The sequence below is a fragment of the Peribacillus frigoritolerans genome, assembly GCF_040250305.1.
GTDB lineage: Bacteria > Bacillota > Bacilli > Bacillales > DSM-1321 > Peribacillus.
Genome location: NZ_CP158190.1, coordinates 473,390 through 495,268 on the forward strand (window position 1 = coordinate 473,390; position 21,879 = coordinate 495,268).

At 42.0% G+C, this 21,879-nt stretch carries 19 protein-coding genes, 1 pseudogene and 1 riboswitch; of the genes and pseudogenes, 11 read left to right on the top strand and 9 right to left on the bottom strand.

What is annotated here, in order from left to right:
- Nucleotides 1-11 precede the first annotated feature (11 nt).
- Nucleotides 12-674 carry a YcnI family copper-binding membrane protein gene (locus tag ABOA58_RS02280; protein WP_350301036.1) on the bottom strand — a complete coding sequence of 221 codons (663 nt, stop codon included), beginning with the start codon at nt 672-674 and terminating at the stop codon, nt 12-14.
- Nucleotides 675-692: 18 nt separating this feature from the next.
- Nucleotides 693-2,327 (bottom strand): copper resistance protein CopC, encoded by a 1,635-nt coding sequence (locus ABOA58_RS02285; RefSeq protein ID WP_350301037.1) that lies wholly within the window; start codon nt 2,325-2,327, stop codon nt 693-695.
- A 301-nt stretch (nt 2,328-2,628) separates the two neighbouring features.
- Between ABOA58_RS02285 and ABOA58_RS02290 the strand changes: the two genes are divergently transcribed.
- A complete protein-coding gene (locus ABOA58_RS02290) occupies nt 2,629-4,119 on the top strand; it encodes a cadherin-like beta sandwich domain-containing protein (RefSeq protein ID WP_350301038.1) in 1,491 nt (496 codons plus the stop codon).
- A 51-nt stretch (nt 4,120-4,170) separates the two neighbouring features.
- On the opposite strand, the gene ABOA58_RS02295 is transcribed toward ABOA58_RS02290, so the two are convergent.
- From ABOA58_RS02295 to ABOA58_RS02305, 3 genes are all read right to left on the bottom strand, one after another.
- On the bottom strand, nt 4,171-5,802 hold the full coding sequence (locus ABOA58_RS02295; protein WP_350301039.1) for a PAS domain S-box protein: 1,632 nt from the start codon (nt 5,800-5,802) through the stop codon (nt 4,171-4,173).
- A 114-nt stretch (nt 5,803-5,916) separates the two neighbouring features.
- Complete coding sequence (locus tag ABOA58_RS02300) at nt 5,917-6,573, bottom strand: TVP38/TMEM64 family protein (RefSeq protein ID WP_350301040.1); 657 nt, start codon at nt 6,571-6,573, stop codon at nt 5,917-5,919.
- Nucleotides 6,574-6,696: 123 nt separating this feature from the next.
- Nucleotides 6,697-7,182 (bottom strand): QueT transporter family protein, encoded by a 486-nt coding sequence (locus tag ABOA58_RS02305; RefSeq protein WP_048686195.1) that lies wholly within the window; start codon nt 7,180-7,182, stop codon nt 6,697-6,699.
- Between the two features lie 6 nt (nt 7,183-7,188).
- Nucleotides 7,189-7,233, bottom strand: a riboswitch (PreQ1 riboswitch).
- Between the two features lie 170 nt (nt 7,234-7,403).
- Between ABOA58_RS02305 and ABOA58_RS02310 the strand changes: the two genes are divergently transcribed.
- Entirely contained in the window at nt 7,404-7,925 is a 522-nt protein-coding gene (locus tag ABOA58_RS02310; RefSeq protein ID WP_350301041.1) for a YbaK/EbsC family protein, read from the top strand.
- A gap of 137 nt (nt 7,926-8,062) precedes the next feature.
- On the top strand, nt 8,063-8,875 hold the full coding sequence (locus ABOA58_RS02315) for a hypothetical protein (RefSeq protein ID WP_350301042.1): 813 nt from the start codon (nt 8,063-8,065) through the stop codon (nt 8,873-8,875).
- 81 nt (nt 8,876-8,956) lie between these two features.
- Here the strand turns inward: ABOA58_RS02315 and ABOA58_RS02320 are convergent, their stop codons facing one another.
- Nucleotides 8,957-9,253, bottom strand: a complete 297-nt coding sequence (locus ABOA58_RS02320; protein ID WP_101224982.1) for a DUF3892 domain-containing protein — start codon at nt 9,251-9,253, stop codon at nt 8,957-8,959.
- Nucleotides 9,254-9,565: 312 nt separating this feature from the next.
- Between ABOA58_RS02320 and adhP the strand changes: the two genes are divergently transcribed.
- Nucleotides 9,566-10,579: an alcohol dehydrogenase AdhP gene (gene adhP, locus ABOA58_RS02325; RefSeq protein WP_350302770.1), complete on the top strand. Its 1,014-nt coding sequence runs from the start codon at nt 9,566-9,568 to the stop codon at nt 10,577-10,579.
- A gap of 42 nt (nt 10,580-10,621) precedes the next feature.
- Here the strand turns inward: adhP and ABOA58_RS02330 are convergent, their stop codons facing one another.
- From ABOA58_RS02330 to ABOA58_RS02340, 3 genes are read right to left on the bottom strand one after another with little or no spacing between them, the layout of a single operon-like run.
- Complete coding sequence (locus tag ABOA58_RS02330) at nt 10,622-12,052, bottom strand: sigma-54-dependent transcriptional regulator (RefSeq protein ID WP_350301043.1); 1,431 nt, start codon at nt 12,050-12,052, stop codon at nt 10,622-10,624.
- 4 nt (nt 12,053-12,056) lie between these two features.
- Nucleotides 12,057-13,670, bottom strand: a complete 1,614-nt coding sequence (locus tag ABOA58_RS02335) for an ATP-binding protein (protein ID WP_350301044.1) — start codon at nt 13,668-13,670, stop codon at nt 12,057-12,059.
- A gap of 12 nt (nt 13,671-13,682) precedes the next feature.
- Entirely contained in the window at nt 13,683-14,831 is a 1,149-nt protein-coding gene (locus ABOA58_RS02340) for an iron-containing alcohol dehydrogenase (protein WP_350301045.1), read from the bottom strand.
- Between the two features lie 271 nt (nt 14,832-15,102).
- Between ABOA58_RS02340 and ABOA58_RS02345 the strand changes: the two genes are divergently transcribed.
- From ABOA58_RS02345 to ABOA58_RS02375, 7 genes and pseudogenes are all read left to right on the top strand, one after another.
- Nucleotides 15,103-16,533 (top strand): M28 family peptidase, encoded by a 1,431-nt coding sequence (locus ABOA58_RS02345; protein WP_350301046.1) that lies wholly within the window; start codon nt 15,103-15,105, stop codon nt 16,531-16,533.
- Nucleotides 16,534-16,768: 235 nt separating this feature from the next.
- Complete coding sequence (locus ABOA58_RS02350; protein WP_350301047.1) at nt 16,769-17,194, top strand: YwqH-like family protein; 426 nt, start codon at nt 16,769-16,771, stop codon at nt 17,192-17,194.
- Nucleotides 17,194-17,481, top strand: coding sequence for a YwqI/YxiC family protein (locus ABOA58_RS02355; RefSeq protein ID WP_350301048.1), 288 nt, complete (start codon nt 17,194-17,196; stop codon nt 17,479-17,481). Before ABOA58_RS02350 ends, ABOA58_RS02355 begins: the two co-directional genes overlap by 1 nt.
- The gene (locus ABOA58_RS02360; protein WP_350301049.1) at nt 17,478-19,328 is read left to right on the top strand and encodes a ribonuclease YeeF family protein; all 1,851 of its coding nucleotides are present in this window, start codon (nt 17,478-17,480) and stop codon (nt 19,326-19,328) included. The genes ABOA58_RS02355 and ABOA58_RS02360 overlap by 4 nt, the downstream gene beginning before the upstream one ends.
- Before the next feature lie 25 nt (nt 19,329-19,353).
- A complete protein-coding gene (locus tag ABOA58_RS02365; RefSeq protein ID WP_350301050.1) occupies nt 19,354-19,830 on the top strand; it encodes a hypothetical protein in 477 nt (158 codons plus the stop codon).
- A gap of 272 nt (nt 19,831-20,102) precedes the next feature.
- Nucleotides 20,103-21,362 (top strand): annotated as a pseudogene (locus tag ABOA58_RS02370) (pre-toxin TG domain-containing protein); the annotation flags it as partial.
- A 23-nt stretch (nt 21,363-21,385) separates the two neighbouring features.
- Nucleotides 21,386-21,856: an SMI1/KNR4 family protein gene (locus ABOA58_RS02375; RefSeq protein WP_350301052.1), complete on the top strand. Its 471-nt coding sequence runs from the start codon at nt 21,386-21,388 to the stop codon at nt 21,854-21,856.
- The last annotated feature ends 23 nt before the right edge of the window (nt 21,857-21,879 follow it).

A 21,879-nucleotide genomic window follows, 5' to 3' on the forward strand; every position in this document is an offset into this window, starting at 1 on the left:
TTCCATAATGATTATTTTTTAGTTTTCCTTAGAGCTGCTAAAAGCGCTACAATGGAAAGGATTAGTGATATGACAGCCAGGGTGATGATCAGCGTTTGGTTGCTATCACCTTCTGTTGTTGCTGACTCCTTTGAATTGTCAGTTGTCGTGGAATCATTAGTGTCAGCTTCATCTTTGTGACCATGGTCCGCAGGTTCTGCATCAGCCTTGGGCGCAACCGTAATTTCCGTTACAGAATGCGGTAGGTCTGAGCCTTCTTCACCGCTCCATTCAACAATTTCACCATCTTCGTAATATTGAAATGCATCCCAGGCAACATTCGTTTCTTCTTTAGGATTTTGTGCTACGAAAGAGAATTGCTGGAATTGTCCAGCTGCTATTCCTTCGTCAGTTGCTGCCCAAGTTACCGTTTTTACATGCCCATCTTTGTCACCTTCTGTCGTTACTTTCCATCCCGGTACAGGCTGATAGCTTTCAAAAGTAACTCCTTCAGGTACTTTTAAAGTCACCTTTGTAGTGGCAGTTTCTTTTTCGACGGGTACTTTAATTGTATAAGTTTCCCAAGCCTCAGGTGCTGATGAACTAGGCTTGACTGTAACGTGAGCATACGCTGAACCGGAAAAAATGAATAGTGCAGCAAATGTAAAAATAAGAAGCTTTGAAATGTTTTTCATTGGTATTAATCCCTCCTGTTATGAATTTCCTATGAAAATTATAAAATCAGCATTGATTGAATCCAGGCTTTCAGTTAATCCGTGAACATGGATACTCCACTTTCCTGGCATGGTTAATAAAGACTTTGATGTAAATGTACCTGTGTTTTTCTCCTTCATCTGCAGCTTTATTTCACCATTTTGCGTATCCAATGGCTGCATTGTGATTGTAAGCTGCTCTATATCAGCAATTGGCTTGCCTTCATTGGAAAGGTTTACTTGAATCAGGTTATCCCCGACTTCATTGGGGGTCACCATTAATGTAACCTCATTATTTTCTTCAGTCAGTAACTTCTTTTCGATGGGCCCGGGAGATGACATGGCAGTTTGGACATTTGTCAGCAGAGCTGCAACGACAAGTATGACGATCCCTAAACCAAACTCGATTCCCACACTATAACCAAGTTTTTTCGTTTGCTTTCTCCCTCGGAGAAAATGAAGGCCTCCTAAAACGATCATGACTAACATGAGACCGATTTTCGCTAGTAACAATTGACCATATGTTGTGTTAAACAATGAATGGATAGTCGGTATATGCTGTAAACTGCTATATATCCCGCTGACAATCAGTATGATTACAAACAGAAATGACCATTTGGAAAACCTTGAAATGATCGACCAGTAAAACGTTCTCTTATCTTCTTGGACTGCCTGACGATTAGCTAGCCCAGGCAAAATCACCAATAAGGCCATAAGGCCACCGAGCCATAAAGCCATGGACAATAAATGAAGGAAATCCATCAAAACGGCCAGAACCTGATTAGGAACGGCTGCTGTATGTCCAGTTAAAGCCTTACAAATCATCAAGCAGGCAATTATGATGAAAGAAAGGTAAGGTAGTGATTTATTCAGGGTGTTCTCGAGCATGAAATAAATCACTAAAAATAGAAGCAGCAATATTAGAATTTCAATGATCCAGACCGATCCAAAGTTTGTAGCATTCAATACTTCTTTAATATAACTAACTTTAAATGCATCAGTCCAACCTACGCCAGCATCAATCGTAACTTTTAAAGGCAGACTGCAGAAGATGGAAAATGCTAAACCTGCATATGAAAGCCAAAGGTATAGACGAGTTCTTCTGCTAGCTTCAAAAAGTCGAGAATCCTTCATTAACGATAATCTGAAAAAAAGGATTCCGGTTAGGGCAGCGAAGCATATGTATTGAAGACTTTGCAGGATTACATTGATGGAATTCGGAAAACTTGCACTCACTTCGGAATTTTCTTGGTCTGAAAGACCAGCTGAATCTCCGAATTGAAAGGGTATTGTTCCTTCGATGGGATGGCCATCACTCGAAACCACTCTCCATTTAATGTAGTAAATCCCTTCATCGATAGTGTCCTGCCACTTAGCTTCCAGTACTTTTTCACTTTGTTCCGAGATTGCACTGTCTTGGATTTGAATTTTGTCCCCATCTTGGCTGAATACCTCAAGCGAATGGAAGGCTGGTTGTATATTCTCACTGAATTGAATGCTGATTTTTTCAGGAAGAGCATCCATTGCTTCATTCGGGCTAGGATTAGAGCTTATTATTGTAGCATGACCAAAAGCCATTGCCGGGTTTAAAAGCAAAACGAACAGGCTGACTACCAGCCAAAAATATTTTTTCATCTTGGTGTGCCATCATCCTTTCATCAAATTATGTAAGCTTATTATAAAAGGAAAATGTGAAAAAACAGTGAAAATAAATTAGTTATCTAAAGGCAGTTTAAGAGGTTCGCTAGAAAAGTGATAACAATAAGGTTAGATGACCTGCCTCCCTCCCTCCATTATAACCATAGTATTGGTTGGGGATTCCGCTTTGCACCAAAGCATTAATAGGTATCCTCCGAAAAATACATTAAGAAATAATTAAGGTTCCTTTGGTAACCTGGCCCTATCATGTTTGCAGGAATTATAGGAGGGATAGGCTTTGCTAAAGAAGGGGTTAAAAGAAAAAAGCGTTAAGGTGATCTTGGTTGGTTCTCTTGTGGGGATGGGGACATCCACTTATATGCCCGAGGCATGGGCGGCGGAAGGCGCGTCTGTCATTCAGGAAGAGGCACAAACGGTAAATAGTCTTTCAAAGCTAGAAATAGAAGGGATAGAACTGGATCAAAAATTTTCGGAAGATGTACACGATTATAGTTCGGCAGTGGGGGATGATGTGGAAAAGATCACATTGCTTGCAGCAAGCCCTAACGAGAATGCAGCCATATACGTGAATGGGGTAAAAATGACAGATGGTAAAGTGAAGGATTTAACTCTTCAAACAGGTCTGAATACATTTGAAATCACTGTCAGCGATGGGGAAAATGAAACGGTTGCCTATACTCTCAAGGTCGAAAAACTTGAAAGTGATGATAACCTTTTAACATCGATTGGATTATCAAAAGGCTCATTAACATTCGATTCTAAAGTGACAGCTTATAATGCTTCAGTTGAAAATGAAGTCCAGTCCGTTACGGTAACTCCGACATTGAGTGACAGTACCGCAATTGTAAAGGTGAATGGAAAGGATGCTACCGGTGCCGGTGTAAAGGTTAGCCTTCCAGTCGGTAAGACAACGGTGAAGATTGTCGTTACAGCAGAAAATGGAGATGGAAAAACCTATACGCTTACGATTACACGGGCTGCAGCCAAGGAAACCGAATCGAATGATGCTCCTAAAGAGAGTGAAGTTCAAAAGGAGCCATCAACAGAAACAAGTAAAGCTCAACCTTCCTCGGATAAGGGGAATAAATCATCTTTAACATCAGCAGAATCCTCGGATAAGGGGAGTAAATCACCTTTAACATCAGCGGAATCCTCCAATAATCTAAAACAAAGCAGTGGTGTCAGCCAAGTGCCGAAAGCACAGCAAATTGAAAGTAATTCAACACAAAAACTTAAAACGGATTCTATAGAGAAGGTAGCGTCAGCAGATTCTTTAGGCGAGGAAGGCAATAATGCACCAGTGTTGAACAATCTGACTGTATCAACCGGAGTATGGAACAAATCTTTTGAATCTAATGAGCATACCTATCATATCGAGGTCGATAATGATATTTCTTCAGTCGAAATGGATGCATCGACAAATGCCAGCGGAGCAACGATTGAATATGACGGTGAGAGCAGTAAACAAGTGAAGATCAAGGATAAAGCGAAGACGGCCATTTCCGTTACCGTATCAAAGGATGGGGAGCGCCGGACTTACGTCCTTGTTTTCGAAAAGGATATGGAGGTGGAGATGGATGAGGAAGAAACCGTGGATGATGTCAAAACAAAAGAGATGGAAGTTGAGCCAACACAAATGAGTACGGCTGGCAAGAAAGTGAGCGATACATCCAATGATACAGAAGGCCGGGTTAATGTGAAACAGCCTGTCGAGACTGTGTCATTCTTTGGGAATATAAAGGATTTCTTCACCTCCCTGTTTAAATAGGATCGTTCTGAATCCTGCAAAAAAGGACAAGGTTTAGGCTTGTCCTCGGATTCATAATTTTATGGGCAACATGATTTGGACCTCGGTTCCATGGTTTAGTTCGCTGTTAAAGCGGACCTTTCCCCGATGCGCCTCGATGATTCGGCAACTGACTGTCAGTCCTAATCCGGTTCCTTTTTCTTTAGAAGAATAGAAAGGTTCTCCAAGATGCTTTATCCGGTTTTTTTCAATTCCGCTTCCATTATCTTTGATGGTGATGGAAAGGTTATTGTCCATGCGTTCGAAATCAATCCAAATGTGATCGGCGGATGCCTCCATCGAATTCTTGAGCATGTTTATGAAAACTTGTTTTAATTGGTTTCCCTCACATAAAAGAAGTGGTATTTCGTTTTTAACAGATATTGATATTTGGGTGGGGTACGAGTCCGCCTCTGGTTTCAACAAGGTTTTGACATCATTCATCAGGTCGATGATTTGATGTTTGCTGAATGGAAGTTCCTGTGGTTTTGCCAGAACGAGTAACTCGCTTACAATAAGATTGATCCGGTCCAACTCACTTAACATGATTGTGTAGTATTGTTCATAGGGATGGTCGCTCTTTTTAAGCAGCTGGACGAAACCTTTTAAAGAAGTCAGCGGGTTTCGTACCTCGTGGGCCACACTTGCGGCAAGTTCGCCGACTATCGATAATTTTTCGGTTCTTCTTAAGCGTGCTTCGGTTTCCCGGATTTGAGTGACCTCTTTAGCATAAGTAATGATTCCGACTAAATCCTCGCCAACCATCATCGGAACAAACGTACAAGAAAGTAAGATGGACTTCCCGTACTTCGTCAGGAATTCTATATCTTTCCCTTTTTTGATCCCCTTATGGTTTTCCATGACATATTGGCAAGATGTACGGATCAATTCCGCGTCTTCTGCTGAGAAGTTCAAATTAATGAATGAGGCTCCATGTATTTCTTCCTGTTGAAAGCCTGTTACCGTTTCAAATCTAGGATTCACGGTCGTGATCATTCCGTTTAAATCAAGCATCAGCATCGGATATGGGTTGTGTTCAAACAATGATTTATAGCGTTGTTCACTTTCGAATAATTGATTCTCCGCGACAACCCTTTCAGAAATATCCCTGCCAATGACGACTAAGCCTTTTCGTGAACCATCCTCATTGAACAGGGGAACTTTGATCGTATCAAATGTCTTGTGATTGCCATCGGGAAGAGGGATGATTTCCTCACACCGTGTGATTTCCCCTTTTAGCCACGTTTCTTCATCGGAAACTTCACAGTAGATCAACGACTCTTTATAAAATTCCGAGTATTCTGCGAGCTCACTGTCTCTTTTTCCCTTATAATCTACATGCTCCAATTGAAATAATTGCAGCCCGAAAGTATTGGATTCAAGCCATCGGCCATCACCATCCTTGAAGTTAACGAAATCCACCATTGAATTGATGAGTGTACGCCGACGTTGTTCCGCTTCTTTTAATCGTTTGAATTCTTCCCTTTTAGCTAAATAAAGATATAAGACCAAGCCTATTGATAAAAGGAAAACAAAGCCTTCCACTCTTTGAAGTTGAATAAAAACCTCTTTATTTTGGATATTTGTAGTTAAAAAATAGTCGAACACGACTAATGTAAGAATCCCGGATAGGATATATATTGCTAAGATGGAGCGTTTGGACATGGAGATTCTCCCTGATTTTAAGACATTTCAAAGGTAAAATTACATACACATTTTAACAAACTATCGGAAAAAAATATATGCAGAATCCTAAATAAAAAAACAGGGCCAATGTGGTCACCTGTTTTTTCTGAAGAAGGTAAGTTTCTTTTTCTTTTTTGCACGCTTATAGATAATGAAAAATAGTAAGAAGAGGAGTGCGAGTGCAGCTAGCGTATATTGGTTCATTTCAACAGATAGCAGTCCATAGGGAATCAGCGATAGGAAGAAAAAGTATATAAGGTTGCCAAGCCCCGTCGCTAATAAAAAATCCTTGAACGTGACAGTGCTGACTCCAGCTGCCAAGTTAATTAAGCTTGTTGGGATAAGCGGGAAAATCCTGCCTGTAAAAACGTACATGAAGCCATGCTCCACAACGGTTTCTTGCCACTTTTCGCCAATCTTCTTTAAGAGAAGCTCCTGAAACCAGTTTCTTGCTGCATAAAAAATGAATCCTGAGGCAACAACACTTGTAAACCAACTCCATAGATAGCCATATATGAATCCGAATATCGTGACATTGATAGTCAGGAGCAAAATTAAGGGGATGATTGTAAAAGAATTTTGTACAAACATCAATACGAATGTCACAATAAATGTAAGCAAAAGGTTTTCCTTCAATATGCTAATAACAGAATCTAGGTCACTTTTCCAAACTAATGTGAACAGCTCTGCATTAGAGTATATAAATATTGCAATTACAAGTAGACCGATTATGGTCAGGACTTTTTTCAAAGGGCCACCACCATTCTTACTAATAGTTTATCATTTTCGAGTTCATTGGTGAAAAAAAAGAGCTGCCGCATCATGCAGACAGCTCTTTTCCATTATAGTGGCTTAACGGCGCGAAGATTCCTTTTAAAGCCACTTTTCAAACTGAATTCTTTTGTTCATTCCATAAATGATTGGCGCTCCAATCAGGAGGACAACGAACTCACCGACAGCTGTAGTCATCCAGCTTAGCCAGAATGGCAAGCCAAAGGCAAGGTTCAGTTCAATTGCAATTAAAAACATTGTGAACGTGAAAAAGATAATCGTGGCGATCATCCGTCCTTTAATGCCTTTTATGAAACGAGATACATAAATGACAAGCAATAAGGCGAGCAGGGATTGCCCCACCCCAAAAATCAAATCATATGGTACCATCGGTGAAAAGAGCAGATTCGATATGAAGACTCCGCCAACGATACCGTAGATATACTTTTTATTGAATACAATCAGATGATTCAACATTTCCGGTACACGGAATTGGAACATCTCAAAAGCTATTGGTTTAAACACCAATGAGACCGCCACATACAAGGCAGCCAATAACCCGTTTATCACGAGTGTACGAACATTCATTTTACTCTCTCCCTAGTTTTTTATCGTGGGATGGTTACGAACCACGTGTAGGCGTTTACCCGATGTTTAATAGTATCTCATGTAAGCTTGTTTCGTCAATTTGTAAAGAATGGTTTTAATTTATTAGTTTCCAAGCAGGAGAAGTAGCACAATAGGATTTTGATTTATTGCAATGAAGGATGATATTATTTCAATATGTACGTCAAAGGAGTGAATATAATATGTCGATCGAGAGTGTAAAAAGCCATTTTAAAAAATGGAATCGGGAAGGCGACGTAAAGGAGTTTGAAACATCGAGTGCTACGGTGATTGAGGCAGCGGAAACCATCGGTGTTATCCCAGCGCGGATTGCTAAGACTCTTTCCTTTAAAGGGGAAGGTGAACACGCGATTTTGGTAGTTGCCGCAGGGGACGCCAAAGTGGATAATAAGAAATTTCGTCAGACATTCGGTTTCAAGGCACGAATGCTTTCGCCTGAAGAAGTGCTTGCACAGACCGGCCATGCAATCGGAGGAGTTTGCCCGTTTGGTCTGGCAAACGATTTAGCTGTTTTTCTTGATGTATCAATGAAGCGCTTCGAGTCATTGTTCCCGGCTTGCGGCAGTGCGAACTCTGCAATAGAACTTACACTCGCTGAATTGTTTGAATATTCAGGTGCGAAGGATTGGGTGGATGTTTGTAAGGGTTGGGAAGAAAAGGAGAATGAGGAAACGGCGGTAGGCAATACAGTTGATGGCATTTGATCAATGGGTGCCAAAAAATTAGATTAACATGATTGGGATTGAGTCCACTGCAGTGGACTTTATTTGTGGGGGCCGCATGCATTTCTATGATTAAAGCGGAAAACGGGCAGAAAGTGTTCCTGAGCGGAGGTTGAAAGATGTTAAATGGAAGCGAAAGAAAAAGCAATAGCAGCTATCTTAGTCTTAAAACTCTTTATGAAGAAAATATAACGGTTAAGAGCATTGCCCAGGAGCTTGAGTTTTGCCATAAAAATGATCTGGCTCTGGATATTCAGAAAGCATTGGAAAAAAAGAATTTTGATATATTGGCAGTCAAAGATCAAGGGGAAATCATCGGGTATATCGAAAGGGAAGAACTAGGTGAAGGGAGTATTTCTGAATATTTAAAAAGCTTTTCACCAAGGGAAATGGTTTCGGATTCAACCCCTTTGATCCAGCTTCTCCATATTTTCAAGAATAAAACAAGGGTGTTCGTATTAGAGAATAATTCAATTAAAATGTTGATTACCCATGCCGACCTTCAAAAGCCTCCGATCAGGATGCTGATATTCGGATATATTACCTTATTGGAAATGAGGATGAGTGATATCATCCTGGATAGATTCGGCGATGGCAGCTGGTATCCAATGATCAGCGAAGACCGTTTAGAAAAGGCAACCGAATTATATAGAAGGAGAATCGATAAAAATGAGGATATCAATATAATAGAGTGCCTGCAAATCAGTGATAAATTCGATATTATACATAAAGATAAAGAATTGAGGTGCTTCTTCCAAATCCCTTCGAAAAGTAAAGGGAAGAAGGATGCGAACGCCATCCGGAAATTACGGGATAAGATTTCCCATGCTAATGAACTGGGTCTGGACATGTCATGGATGGAAATCATCGAGGTTGTCGAGTCCTGCGGCCGACTGCTCGAAATCTCTGAATCCTATCCTTACGAAAAATAAGATCCGGCTAATCATGCTGGTTCTTTTTTAGCTCATCCAGACAGAAAAAAACTGCCCATATCAGGCAGTCTCCCCGAAAATTCAAAACTCCGGCAGTTGATCCAGGTTATTTTCCTTTATCCCATCGGGCTCACTCCGCAATATGTCACGTCCATATTTATGAAAGACGTCAACATTGGCCAGGTTGCCAGCCTTTGCTTCCGCAAGGGCTGTGGGGTAGTCGAGTTCGCGGCCGGAGTTCGTCTTGATGGCGATAATATTGTCCTCTTCATTTTTCCTTACGGCGATGATTTCTTCTTTTCCTGCTGAATCAGGTTGGTTTGCTTGCGGTGTTCCCTGCTGTTTATATGATTCATAGGCTTTTTCAAATTGGTCCATGTTTTGGACACCTCCTATTTATAGGGTGAGCCATTTTTTCTGCAATATACAAACCGGATTTCGTCCAACTTGAGCCGTTATTTCGTCCAAATGGGCCGATTTTTCGGCACTTTTTTTAAGTGAATGCTGTCTTCTTGGCCTGTTTGCAGTGGCATGGCACTTGCATCTATTTTAAGTAAGTAGTAGCAGGTTTAAGTAGTGCAAGTTTAAGTAGTAGCAAGAAATAATATCCACTGGATTAAGGGAGGAAAATGAATCATGAATGTAAAACAAGGGGCAAGCACTGTAAATGCAAAACAACAGGTTAAGACAATGAAAGCGGCGGTCGTCAATGAATTTAACCAAAAACTTGAGATTAAAGAAGTACCCATCCCGGAATTGGAGTATGGTGAGATATTAGTGAAAATTAAAGCCTGTGGCGTGTGTCATACCGATCTACATGCGGTCCATGGTGATTGGCCGGTAAAACCCAAGCTTCCGCTTATCCCCGGACATGAGGGTGTGGGTATTATAGAAAAGGTGGCAGAAGGCGTAACTTCCTTGAAAGTGGGTGACCGTGTTGGGATCCCATGGCTTTATTCGGCATGTGGCGATTGTGAATATTGTCTGACTGGAAGGGAAACGCTTTGCTTGGATCAATTGAATGCAGGTTATTCCGTGGACGGCGGGTATGCGGAATATTGTAAAGCACCTGCCAAATATGTGGTGAAGGTTCCTGAAGGGCTTGACTTTGCGGAGGTATCACCGATTTTCTGTGCAGGTGTAACGACTTATAAGGCGCTTAAGGTATCAGAAGCAAAACCTGGTGATTGGGTAGCGATTTATGGAATTGGCGGATTGGGACATGTTGCCCTGCAATACGCAAAAGCGATGGGCTTTAATGTTATTGCTGTCGATATTCAAGATGATAAGCTTGATCTGGCAACGGAACTGGGGGCGGATTACACGGTTAATGGGCTTAAGACCGATCCTGTACAGGCCATAAAGGATAAGGTTGGCGGTGTGCAGGCATCCATTTCTGTGGCGGTTACGAAAAAAGCATTCGAACAGGCTTACAGTTCAGTCAAGAGGGGCGGCACACTTGTCGTAGTCGGATTGCCGAATGATGAACTTCCAATCCCGATTTTTGATACAGTGTTAAATGGGGTAACTGTAAAAGGGTCCATCGTTGGGACGAGAAAAGATTTACAGGAAGCTGTTCAATTTGCGGCTGATGGAAAAGTCAGAACGAATATTGAAACAAGAAAGCTTGATGAAATCAATGACGTGTTTTCCATGATGGAAAAGGGAGAAATCAACGGACGTATCGTATTGACGCTAGAATAGGAACAGAGGAGGAAGCCCTGGAACGGGGCATCCTTCTTTTTATTATGTCTGGCTCTTCTCATTTAATATATAGCGCAATTTCCTTATGGATATCTGCAAGCGTTTGGCAGCTTCATTCCGGTTGCCGTAGGTTTTTTGCAGTGCCTGCATGACGAGCTCCTTTCCAATTGTCGATTGAAGCTGTTTGATTTCCGTAAGGATTTCTTCAAGCATCAGTTCATCCTTCTCATTAAAGTCAGCCACCAGCCTTTTTCGCCACTCTTCAAGAAGGTTTTCAGTTGACTGAATCCCATTAGGGGCCACATTTTTGTCAGGAGTGAACTGGTTGTTGGATAGAGAGATATCATTGGCGGTTATTACCGACTTATTGTCTGCAAGAGTTAGCGTGCGCATGACTACATTAGAAAGTTCGCGTATGTTGCCTGGCCAGTTGTATTGCTGTAATTTTTCAATGGCTTCATTCGAAAAAGAAATATCTCCATGACCATTTCTCTCAACCAAGTGACGGACAAGCAACGGAATATCCTCTTTTCGGCTCCTTAATGGCGGGATATCCAAAGTCACGACGTTCAGTCGGTAAAATAGGTCTTCCCGAAATTTATTCTTGTCCACTGCCTGCTGCAGATTTTCATTGGAGGCCGCCACTAACCGGGCGTTCGTCCGTAATGTCCCGCTGCTGCCAACCCGCATGAATTCCCGTGTTTCCAAAACCCTAAGCAATTTGACTTGAATGGCGGGACTCGCATCCGCAATTTCATCAAGGAAAAGCGTCCCGTTCCCTGCAATTTCGAAAAAACCCTTTCGTAGCTGGGTCGCTCCTGTGAAAGCTCCCTTTTCATGACCGAATAATTCGCTTTCCAGCAGGGATTCAGAGATCGCTCCACAATTGATGCCGATAAAAGGTTCATGGTTCCGGGGACTGGCAATGTGGATGAAGCGGGAAAGCACTTCTTTACCGCTTCCAGTTTCTCCTTCAATTAATACATTGACCGATTTTTGGGCCACCTTGAAAGCCGTTTCAATCAAATTCTTCATTAAAGGACTTTCACCGACAATGAGTCCTGAATCCTCGGCTAGCTTATGGATGAAATGCTGATTCAAAGCTTCATTTTCATTCAATAGGTTGTCAATCTGCCTTTCCAGTACTTCAATATCCACGAAGGGTTTTTCCATGTAATCACTCGCACCGAGCTTCATTGCATCAACAGCGGTCTTGACGGTGCTGTATCCGGTCATGATCAGTACCTTGCACCGCGGCTGCAGTTGTTTTAGATGCTGAAGGAGGGAAAGCCCATCACAATCCGGAAGCTTCAAATCTATCATTGCGACATCAAAACGCTGCTGATTCCAATCGATCTCATGAAACTCCTTGCCGCTATTCACAACTTGTACGAGGTAACCTTTCATCGTAAAAAGGCGGGATAGAAAAGTCCCAACCTCTTTCTCATCGTCTACCACAAGTAAATGAACCACCTTATCATCCCCTTTCCTCTCCTTGTAAGGGAAGCCTCAGGAAAAAAGTGCTTCCTTGTCCTGGTGTGCTCAAAACGTCGATCTTTCCGCCATGGTCTTTGGCGATGCCGAGGCTTACAGACAGCCCCAAACCTGTACCTTTTTCACGGTCTTTAGTCGTATGAAAGGGATGGAATATGAAGGGCAGGCGTTCAATTTCAATCCCCGTTCCGTTATCAGTCACCTGAACCACCATGAACTTGTTTTCTGTATAGGTAGTGATCGCAATCGATTTTTCCGTTTGGGCGGACTCATCCAATGCGTCCTTGGCATTCAATAGCAAGTTGATGATGATCTGTTCTATCTGCGGCTGGCTGCCCTTTATGAAAGGAAGGTCTTCCTGAAGGGTAAGATGGAGGGAGATTTGCTTCTTCCCAAGTTGGAACTTCAATAGGTTCAGAACCTGGTGAATGGCTTCGTTAATAGAGTAATAGTGGAATCTATACTCATCCTGCCTTGAAAAGGTAAGCAGGCTTTTCACTATTTGCCTGCATCGGTCCCCACAAATCTTGATATCGTCCAATAGCATATAATCCGGATTGGCCTGTGGGGTTTTCCGTAATAAAATTTGCGAGTTACCAAGAATGGCCGTTAATGGGCTATTCAATTCATGGGCAATCCCGGCTGCCATTTCACCAATCGCCCCAAGTTTCCCGGCATGCAATAGCTGGACTTCCATCTGTCTTCTTTCGGTGACATTTTTATAATAAGCAATGACCCCATATACTTGATGCTCCTTATTCTGAATCGGGTAGGCATGCATTTCCAAGATGGTATCATGCTGAAGGAGAATTTCCTGAAACCCTGGCTTATTACACGTAAAGGTATCTTGAATCAGAGATTGGGATTTTTCAATTAAAGCAAGCAGGTCGGAAAAGTCCCTAGCTGAATCATTGGATTGATAGACCGTTCCTTTGTGATCAAAGACGATGATCATATCCTCAACTGCCTTGAATGTATCCTCCCACTCCTGTTTGGAATGAAGAACTTCCTTATAAAGCTGGGCATTCTCCAAAGTTAACGCAAGCTGGTTGGATAGTTGCTCAAGAAATTCGAGTTCATCTTCATGCCATGTTTTCTTTTTCTTCCTGCCGAAAGTCCAAATTCCGATTTTTTTACTTTTTCCGTATAAAGGGACTAATAGAAGTGATTCGATTTCAAGGGATAATAGACGTTCCTTTTCTGGGAATTCCGGTAGCCGTTTAACTTCCACCTGAATCGGCTGTTTGTCCTTCAGGGCCGATGAGAAATCCTGAAAAGGGTGTAACAAGTTTTTGGGATCCATTTCAAGTTCGCAGTGACCATTAGGGCAAATGTGAAGCAGGGTAGGTTCTTCCTCATACAATATGACAAAATGACTGTCATCGAAGGTAATGAGCTGCTTAAGTTTTGCAATAACATTTCGGAGAATCTCTTGGATGTCGATGTCCATATTCATATTTTTAGTGATGTCATTCATGATTTCAAGCTGCATATTCTTCTTCTTCAGCTGATCCACGGTTTTCTTAAGTTCCGTGTAATACGTTTTCTTTGAAGATTTAACGCCTGTCATTAAATCTATCATTTCAAGTTTGTTCATGCTTTTCACCTCTTATAGGGCTGTAAGAAGCAGCTGATTTATCTGATCTAATGACATATCACGAGGATTTGTGATCATGCAGGCATCCTCAAGAGCGGTCATCCCAATGGGATCTATCATTTCTTTCGTAATGCCGACATCACTTAAAGTTTTGGGAGCCCCTATATCCTGTGATAATTCCCTTACGAAGCTAATGGCTGCCATTCCTGCTTGCTGCTCGGTCAATGCCCGTGTATCGATACCCATGATGTCGGCAATCTCGCGGAATCGCCTTGGTGAGGCAATTCGATTGAAATCCATGACATGGGGAAGGAGTATCGCATTGATTTCACCATGCGGAAGGAGGTACTTGCCGCCTAGGGCATGTGAAATGGCATGGGCAGCCCCCAAAATGGCATTGGAAAAGGCCAGTCCAGCCTGCAGGCTCGCCATCGCCATCGCTTTTTTTGCTTCCTCATTATGCCTGGATGCAACAGAGGGGCGTAAGTGACGGGAAACGATGGAAAGCGCGTTTTTAGCTTGTACATCTGTCAAAGGTGTCGCAGCGATTGAAACATAGGATTCAATGGCGTGGGTTAAAACATCCATTCCCGTAGCTGCTGTCAAATCCGGTCCCAAGGTGGTTAAGGTACCAGGGTCGACTATTGCAATATCGGGGACGAGTGATTTTGAAATGATCGTCATTTTTTTCTCGCGGAATGAATCGACGATCACCGAAAACTGGGATACTTCCGAACCCGATCCAGCAGTGGTCATGATCATCACCATGGGCGGGAGGGGAGAGTGGACTTTATCAACCCCTTCATAATCACTGATGATGCCGCCATTCGTTACTAAAAGGGCAACCCCTTTGGCGACATCCAAAGCACTGCCTCCACCCAACCCGATGATGGCATCACATTCTTGTTCTTTAAATGCCAAACAGCCAGCCTCGATCTCCCTGTCCTTCGGATTGGTCGTCATTTCAATGAAGGTAGCAAAAGCAAGGCCTGCATCTTGGCAGGATTTAATGACTTTATCTAACCAGCCAGCATTGGCAACCCCGGAGTCGCTTACTATCAGCGCCTTTTTGGCACCCAGCCGCAAGCAGGCCTCGCCAGCTTGTTCAATCGAACCTTTTCCAAAAATCACTTCCGGCATCACGAATTTAGTTATCGGCATCTTTGCGCCTTCTCCCTGTAGAAATTCTATCTCTTCTGTATTATTTTCCCGAAAAAGAGCGAAAATCCTGTTTGGATTACAGGTATTTTTATATAATATGACAAAATATCGAATGATAGGGAACTTTCGGCATGAGTCAAACATCCTGTTAATTTCTTTTATTTGTAAATTCGTTACTTTAGACATGCATGAATAGGGATAAACCTACCTAGTTAGTATTTTCTATGTATTGTAAAATTATGGAGGAATCTATTAAACTGGGAGGCAATCTATGAAAAAACAATTTCTGTCGGTAACCTTAATCGCAGCATTGACACTCGGGACAGCCGGGGCAACCACCGCATTAGCAGCGCCACATTCATCGCCGGTGCTATCAGCGCCACATTCATCGCCGGTGCTATCAGCGCCATCCACGGACAAGCAAGTCATTAAAAGAATCGATGCCGATAAAATCTACAAGAATATTGAATACCTCTCACAAACACCTCGGGTGGCCGGTACGGATTCTGAGTATAAAGCCGTCCAATTCATCAAAAAGCAATTTCAATCTTATGGCTATAAAGCCGATATTGAAGAGTTCAATTTTTTATCTTATACAGACCCAAATCTGGTCGAACTGTCCGTTGCCGGATTTGATGGGGAAATCCAAGCGAACCATTTAACCTATTCAGTTAATGGGGACCTATCCGGTGAAGTGGTATATGCCGGTTTAGGAACGAAAGAAGAGCTTGAGGAAACCGACGTTGCAGGGAAGATTGCCCTTATACAAAGAGGAAGCCTCACTTTTGCAGAGAAAGTATTGAATGCAGCGGAAAAAGGGGCAGCGGGAGTCATCCTATTCAATAATGCAGATGGGGAATTAAACGGGACACTCGGAGAGGATAATGACAAGTATATTCCATCCGTCACGATCACCAAAAAGGATGGAGAAGCCCTTCTGGAAAAATTGAATGCTGAAGTCAAATTGACAGCATCATTAAAAATTGAAGGAGCCTATTCCGGAGAAAAAACCTCTTATAATGTAGTGGCAACGAAAAAAGCAACAAAGAACAATAAAGCAACAAAGAACGATATCATTTATATTACTGGCCATCATGATTCCGTCGCAGGAGCACCCGGAGCGAATGATGATGCATCAGGAACATCCGTCACCCTTGAACTTGCCCGTGTTCTGAAGAATCTTCCTACAGATACGGAAATTCGCTTCGTCACCTTTGGGGCAGAGGAAAATGGATTGCTGGGTTCAAAGCATTATGTGAGCAATCTCCCTGATGATGATATCAAGCGGACCATTGCCAACTTCAATCTCGATATGGTGGGAAGCAAGGATGCCGGAGATTTGGTCATTTTGACTAATGATGGAGAAATGAACCTTGTAACCGAGCTTGCCCAGGCATCAAGTACAAGACTGAATGGTGAGCCGACTCCATATGGACAAGGCGGGAGAAGTGACCATGTATCCTTTTCTGAGGCTGGGATTCCCGCTGCTTTATTCATCCACAGTCCATCAGAGCCTTGGTATCATACTCCTGATGATACCATTGATAAAATCTCAAAAGAAAAGCTTCAAGATGTTGCTGAAATTGTCGGCACCGCTGTCTATGACCAAGCAAAAATTGAAGCTAAAAAACCTGATCTCAATCATAAAAAAGGGAAAAAGGTGAAAGTTCCGCATTTATTTGACGAAAAGGAATTCAAATAATGCAGTAAATATTCAGAGGGTGCAGCATGCACCCTCTTTTTATGTTTAAAAATGTTAAATTAGGGGTAAAAAGTCTAATCTGGAATTGGTGCGTGTGGGATGAATTCCCTAAACACTTAGCATAAATAGCTTATTTATCCCTATTTAACTCTAAGACTATAATCCTTATAATAAAAATTATGAAAAATATGACAGTCTACATAATGAGAATAGTATGTTTGAGGTGATTTTTTAAGTGTATGCAAATTCATTGAGTGAAATTCACTCAGCCCTTTCCAGTAAAATGTCCGATGTGAATGAAAAAATCAACCGTTTGGAGCAGGCAAAAAGACAAATCAAAGAAGAACAGAATGCTTGTCTTGGTGAAATCGCTAAAATTAAAAATCCGGACTTGGCAAAAAGCTGGACTGGAAACCGTGCAGAAGACTTTCAAGATTCCCGCAGTGATGCATACAAGGCAATGTCAACGATCATTCATGATGATTATGACGACTATCAAGAGAAAATCGACGGTAAAATCATGATGCTTAATATAGAGAAAAAGGCTCTGAGTGCAGCAGGTACGATAGCACATGAAGCGGATGTTCTTTTAGGCAAAGGAGAAGCCTTCATAGATCAATTGGAAAGCAAAATATCATATTTAAAAGGGTGGTTGTTTTAATGACGACAATCAAACTGAATCATCCTGCCGTAATGAAGCAAGTCGATCAGGTGAAGACGGCACTTGGTACAGTCAAGCTTGGAAATTTGCGGGCAGGCGAGCTGGGCAGCAATAAATTGGAATTCACTTCGAAATGGATCGACCGCGAAACGAACCTGGAGAAGGTCTTCGAGCAATATATCAAAATCGTCCAGAAAAACGTGGAAGATACCCGTGCCAACATTGACTTATTAAAAGAACAGGATGAAGCCATCGCCCATACGTCTTCACATGGGTATCAGCGATGAAGATATATGAAGCCGAGACATTGACGGCCGCAACAAAGTCGCGTGCCAAGCAATATGAAGACCTAAAGAAGGAAGTCGCAGCCCTGAAAAAGGAATTTCAGGGCATTGTTGGCCTTGATAACGAGTTTCAGGGAGCCGGTGCTACCGCCATCAAAAGCTTTTATGAAGCGCAAATCGAGGTGGCGGACGCCTGGATGGAGCTATTCACGACCCAAATAAGTTTTTTAGAAGGCATTCCAGCCAGTCTGGAAGAGGCGGACCTATCCGGAAATACGGTGGTTGAGGTTCCCTTTTTAGATGGCGAAGTCTCAAACGGCATCAACCAAGCGAAGTCGCTTGTCGATGAACAAGCGAACGGTCTTCAATGGATCCTGAACAGCATTGACGATATCCTGCCTCTTGATATGTTCGACCAAAAGGACTTTAATGAAAAAATCACGCTGGCCGGGCATAGACTGGATGACACCGTGACAAAGGTCGAGAATGTCGACCGGCAATTGGTCGAGGAATATGATGTGTCCATCGGGCAGGAAAACGTGGCCGTTGGCCTCTTCCGTGCCTTGCTTGATGCCACCAAACAGGACGGCCACGTTTCGCCGATGACATTCAATCAATCGGCATTCAAGAGCAGTGATGTCTATCAAGTGAAGGATGAAGTCGCCGGTCAGATGAAAGACTATCAAACCTTCAAAAAGCAGCAAGCAGAAGCCCGGAAAATCGAACAAGAAATGGAAGAACTCGAAAACCGCCCATGGTACGAAAAAGCCTGGGATACGACAAAAACCTTTACAGGGGAATTCACGGGATATTATGATTCAATCAGGGCCTCGACCGGAGTCGATCCAGTAACGGGCCGCAAGCTGTCCGATGCCGAAAGAATCGCCGCAGGCGCCATGGCAGCCGCTGGATTCATCCCCGTAGTCGGCTGGGCCGGCAGGGCCATCAAAGGCGGCAGCGCCATCTACAAAACGGCCAAAGGACTCAACGCAGCGAACCACGCGCTCGATGCCTATAAAACGACAAAAGGCTTTAGCCTCCTCCAGAAAACCGAATACGGTATATACGGACTCCTCGCAGCCAACGGCCTCGGCGAAGCAGCCACCGGCAAGGACATGTTCGGCAACCAGCTAACCGGGGAACAGCGCCAAAACGGCCTGTTGATGGCACTTGGAATCGGCGGTGTGGCAGGTGCGGCGAAAGTCGCCGATAAAGTAGCGAGTGGTACAAAGTTCGTCCCTTACAGCAAGGAATTTGCGCAAAAGCAGGTTCAGAAGGTTCAAGCCACAATAACAGACATAGCGAGATCAGGAAAAACCACGTTAAAAAATATAGGTGAAGAACTAGGTAAAAAGGAAATTCCTAAAAGTATAAGTGTGGAACAAGTATCCCTCGCAGGAGGTCCAAACCTTCCCCACGTTGTAATGGAAAAGCAGACAATTAAGGAAGCCTATCAGAAATTCACGGTGAAGGATAGCAAAGTAGAGGGTGTTTCAGGGGAGAGTTTTTCTAAGGGGATAGACAAAGGCAAAAATATTAAGGACTATAAAAAGACATTCTTTGATGAATACCCAGACCTTAAAGGTAGTGTAGTAGTTCATCATGCTATAGAGCAACAAATTCTAAAAAGGCACCCGAATTTATTTTCACTTGAGGAAATACATGCTCTAGAAAACCTGAGAGGTATACCAAAAGAAGTAAACAGTGATATACATTTATCAAAAATAAGAATAGATTGGAATAGATTTTATAGAAATAACCCTAATCCCACAAAAGAGGAAGTAATAGGCTATATGATTGAGTTAGATCAAAAATATGGTGAAAATTTTAATCCGCCAGTGAAAAGGTGAGAATGTGATAGGAAGGATGTTACTAATGAAATTATATTTTTTAGAACCAGAAGTATCAGGGGGTCATGGTGAACATACCATTTATGGAAAAGAAGAAGATATTGCAACTGAAGGTATTTCAGGAAAGGTAAAATATTTACATTATGAGTTTGAAGGATGGCTAGGAGATGACCTGTTAGAGTCAACACCAGCCTTTATTGTGTCAAGTAAACTTGAAACAGAATTAAAGAATAGTGAATTTAAAGATTACAAATTAGAAAAGTGTTTAATTACTACATCTGATGAATTTAAAGAAATGTATCCAAATAAGGAATTACCTAAATTCAGCAGATTTATTCCGCTTGGTAAAGTTGAAGTAGAAGGAGAGAACTTCAAAAATTGGTCAGGACATCACTTCTGTTTATCACCAAAAGGTGAGTTAGTTGTAACTCAAGAGGTTATGGACTTTTTTAAAAGAGTTTTAATAGATAATTGTTATATTACAACCCTAACACAGGAATAAATAATAAAACCTTAGAGATATCTAAATCTCTAAGGTTTTATTATTTGAAGGGAGAGCCGAATTCTTTTTTATAGTATTGAGATTAACCTATTGTTAGACCTACACAGCATTTTAAGAAGATATAAAGCCGTACTTAAAGTTAAAACGTATGTACAATATACCTTTTTTACTATGCCGTAAAAGGCTACTCTACCTTAATTAATTTCTGAATGTCGATGTCTAATACTTTTTTTCCTAAGATTAATAGAAAAAATATAAAGCTAAGCCTAGAAAACCGGCCATGGTACGAAAAAGCCTGGGATACGACAAAAACCTTTACAGGGGAATTCACGGGATATTATGATTCAATCAGGGCCTCAACCGGAGTCGATCCAGTAACGGGCCGCAAGCTGTCCGATGCCGAACGAATCGCCGCAGGCGCCATGGCAGCCGCTGGGTTCATCCCCGTCGTCGGCCGGGCCATCAAAGGCGGCAGCGCCCTATACAAAACGGCCAAAGGACTCAATGCAGCGGACCACGCTCTCGATGCCTATAAAACGACAAAAGACTTTAGCCTCCTTCAGAAAACCGAATACGGGATATACGGACTCCTCGCAGCCAACGGCCTCGGCGAAGCCGTCACCGGCAAAGACATGTTCGGCAACCAGCTGACCGAGGAACAGCGCCCGAACGGGCTGTTGATGGCACTCGGAATCGGTGGTGTGGCAGGTGCGGCGAAGGTCGCTGATAAAGTAGCGAGTGGTACAAAGTTCGTCCCTTACAGTAAGGAATTTGCGCAAAAGCAGGTACAGAAGGTTCAAGCCTTCGGCAGGGAAATCGGTAAAGTGAAAGTGCCTCTCCGTATAAGGGTCGAAGAATTAGCGACGGCCTATGGAAATAACTACAAGCATGTTACTTTTGATAATACGACGGTTAAGGATATTGTACAGAAGTTTGCGGTGAAGAGTGATGGTGGTAAGGGTGTAAACTATCAGAAGTTCATGGTGAAGGATAGCAATGTAGAGGGTGTTTCAGGGAAGAATATTACTAATGGTATAGATAATGTTAACTTAAAGAACATTGATGAGTTCATTGCAGGTACTAAAACTTTTGAAGATGTTATTAATGATTTTGCAAAACTATACAGTGAAAAAATTCTAACAAATAAAACTTGGTCATGGAATAAGTCATTCCATGGTGGAGAATATTTGACTGCTCGCCAACGAAAATTGATAAAGGAAAAAGCGATTGAAAATGGCGTGATTCCTAATGTAAATGTTATTAAAGTTGAGGGAATGAGGTATGGTTTTGCAGATTTCAAGACTGCTGGAGTTGTTGTTGAGATTAAGGAGTTACCAGAAAGGCTTTGGTTATCATCGGACGATGAACAATTTGATTGGCTGGATAATGCAATAGGTGGAAGACCAGAAGGGATGACATGGCATCATACTGAAATACCGGGTAAGATGGAGTTAGTTCCTTTTAAAATACACAATATTACTATTCACAATGGTGGTAGATCTACTGGAATGTGGGCAGACGCTCCGAGATAGTATAGTAAAGAAAGGGTAAAACTATGAAAATAATACAGGACACTATAGTAAAACCATTACCTTCAGAAGAATTAATCAAAAAACATGAAAAGTTTTGGCGACTAACATTACCAGAGTCTTTCTTAAACTTTATTAAAACGTATAATGGAGCAGAGGTTAAGGAAGCTACATTTGAGAGTAACAATCGTAGTTATGCGTTAGAAAGGTTTTTGTGTATGCTGGATGACATTGAGAATAATCCGAAAGGAATCTATGATATAGATGTTGTATTTTCGCAAATAGGAGAAAGGTTATCTGATAACGAAGATTTATTAGGTGCAGATGTATTGCCAATAGCTAGTATATTTGCAGGTGACTTTGTTTGTTTAGATTTTAGAACCAATAAAAATAACCCATCTGTAAGTGTATGGTCACATGAAGAGTCGGGTGAGTTTGAACCTGTTTTTTACAATGTTGCAGATAGCTTTAATGAATTCTTAGAGTTACTAGAATAGAAACAATGAATTTTGATTGGGCA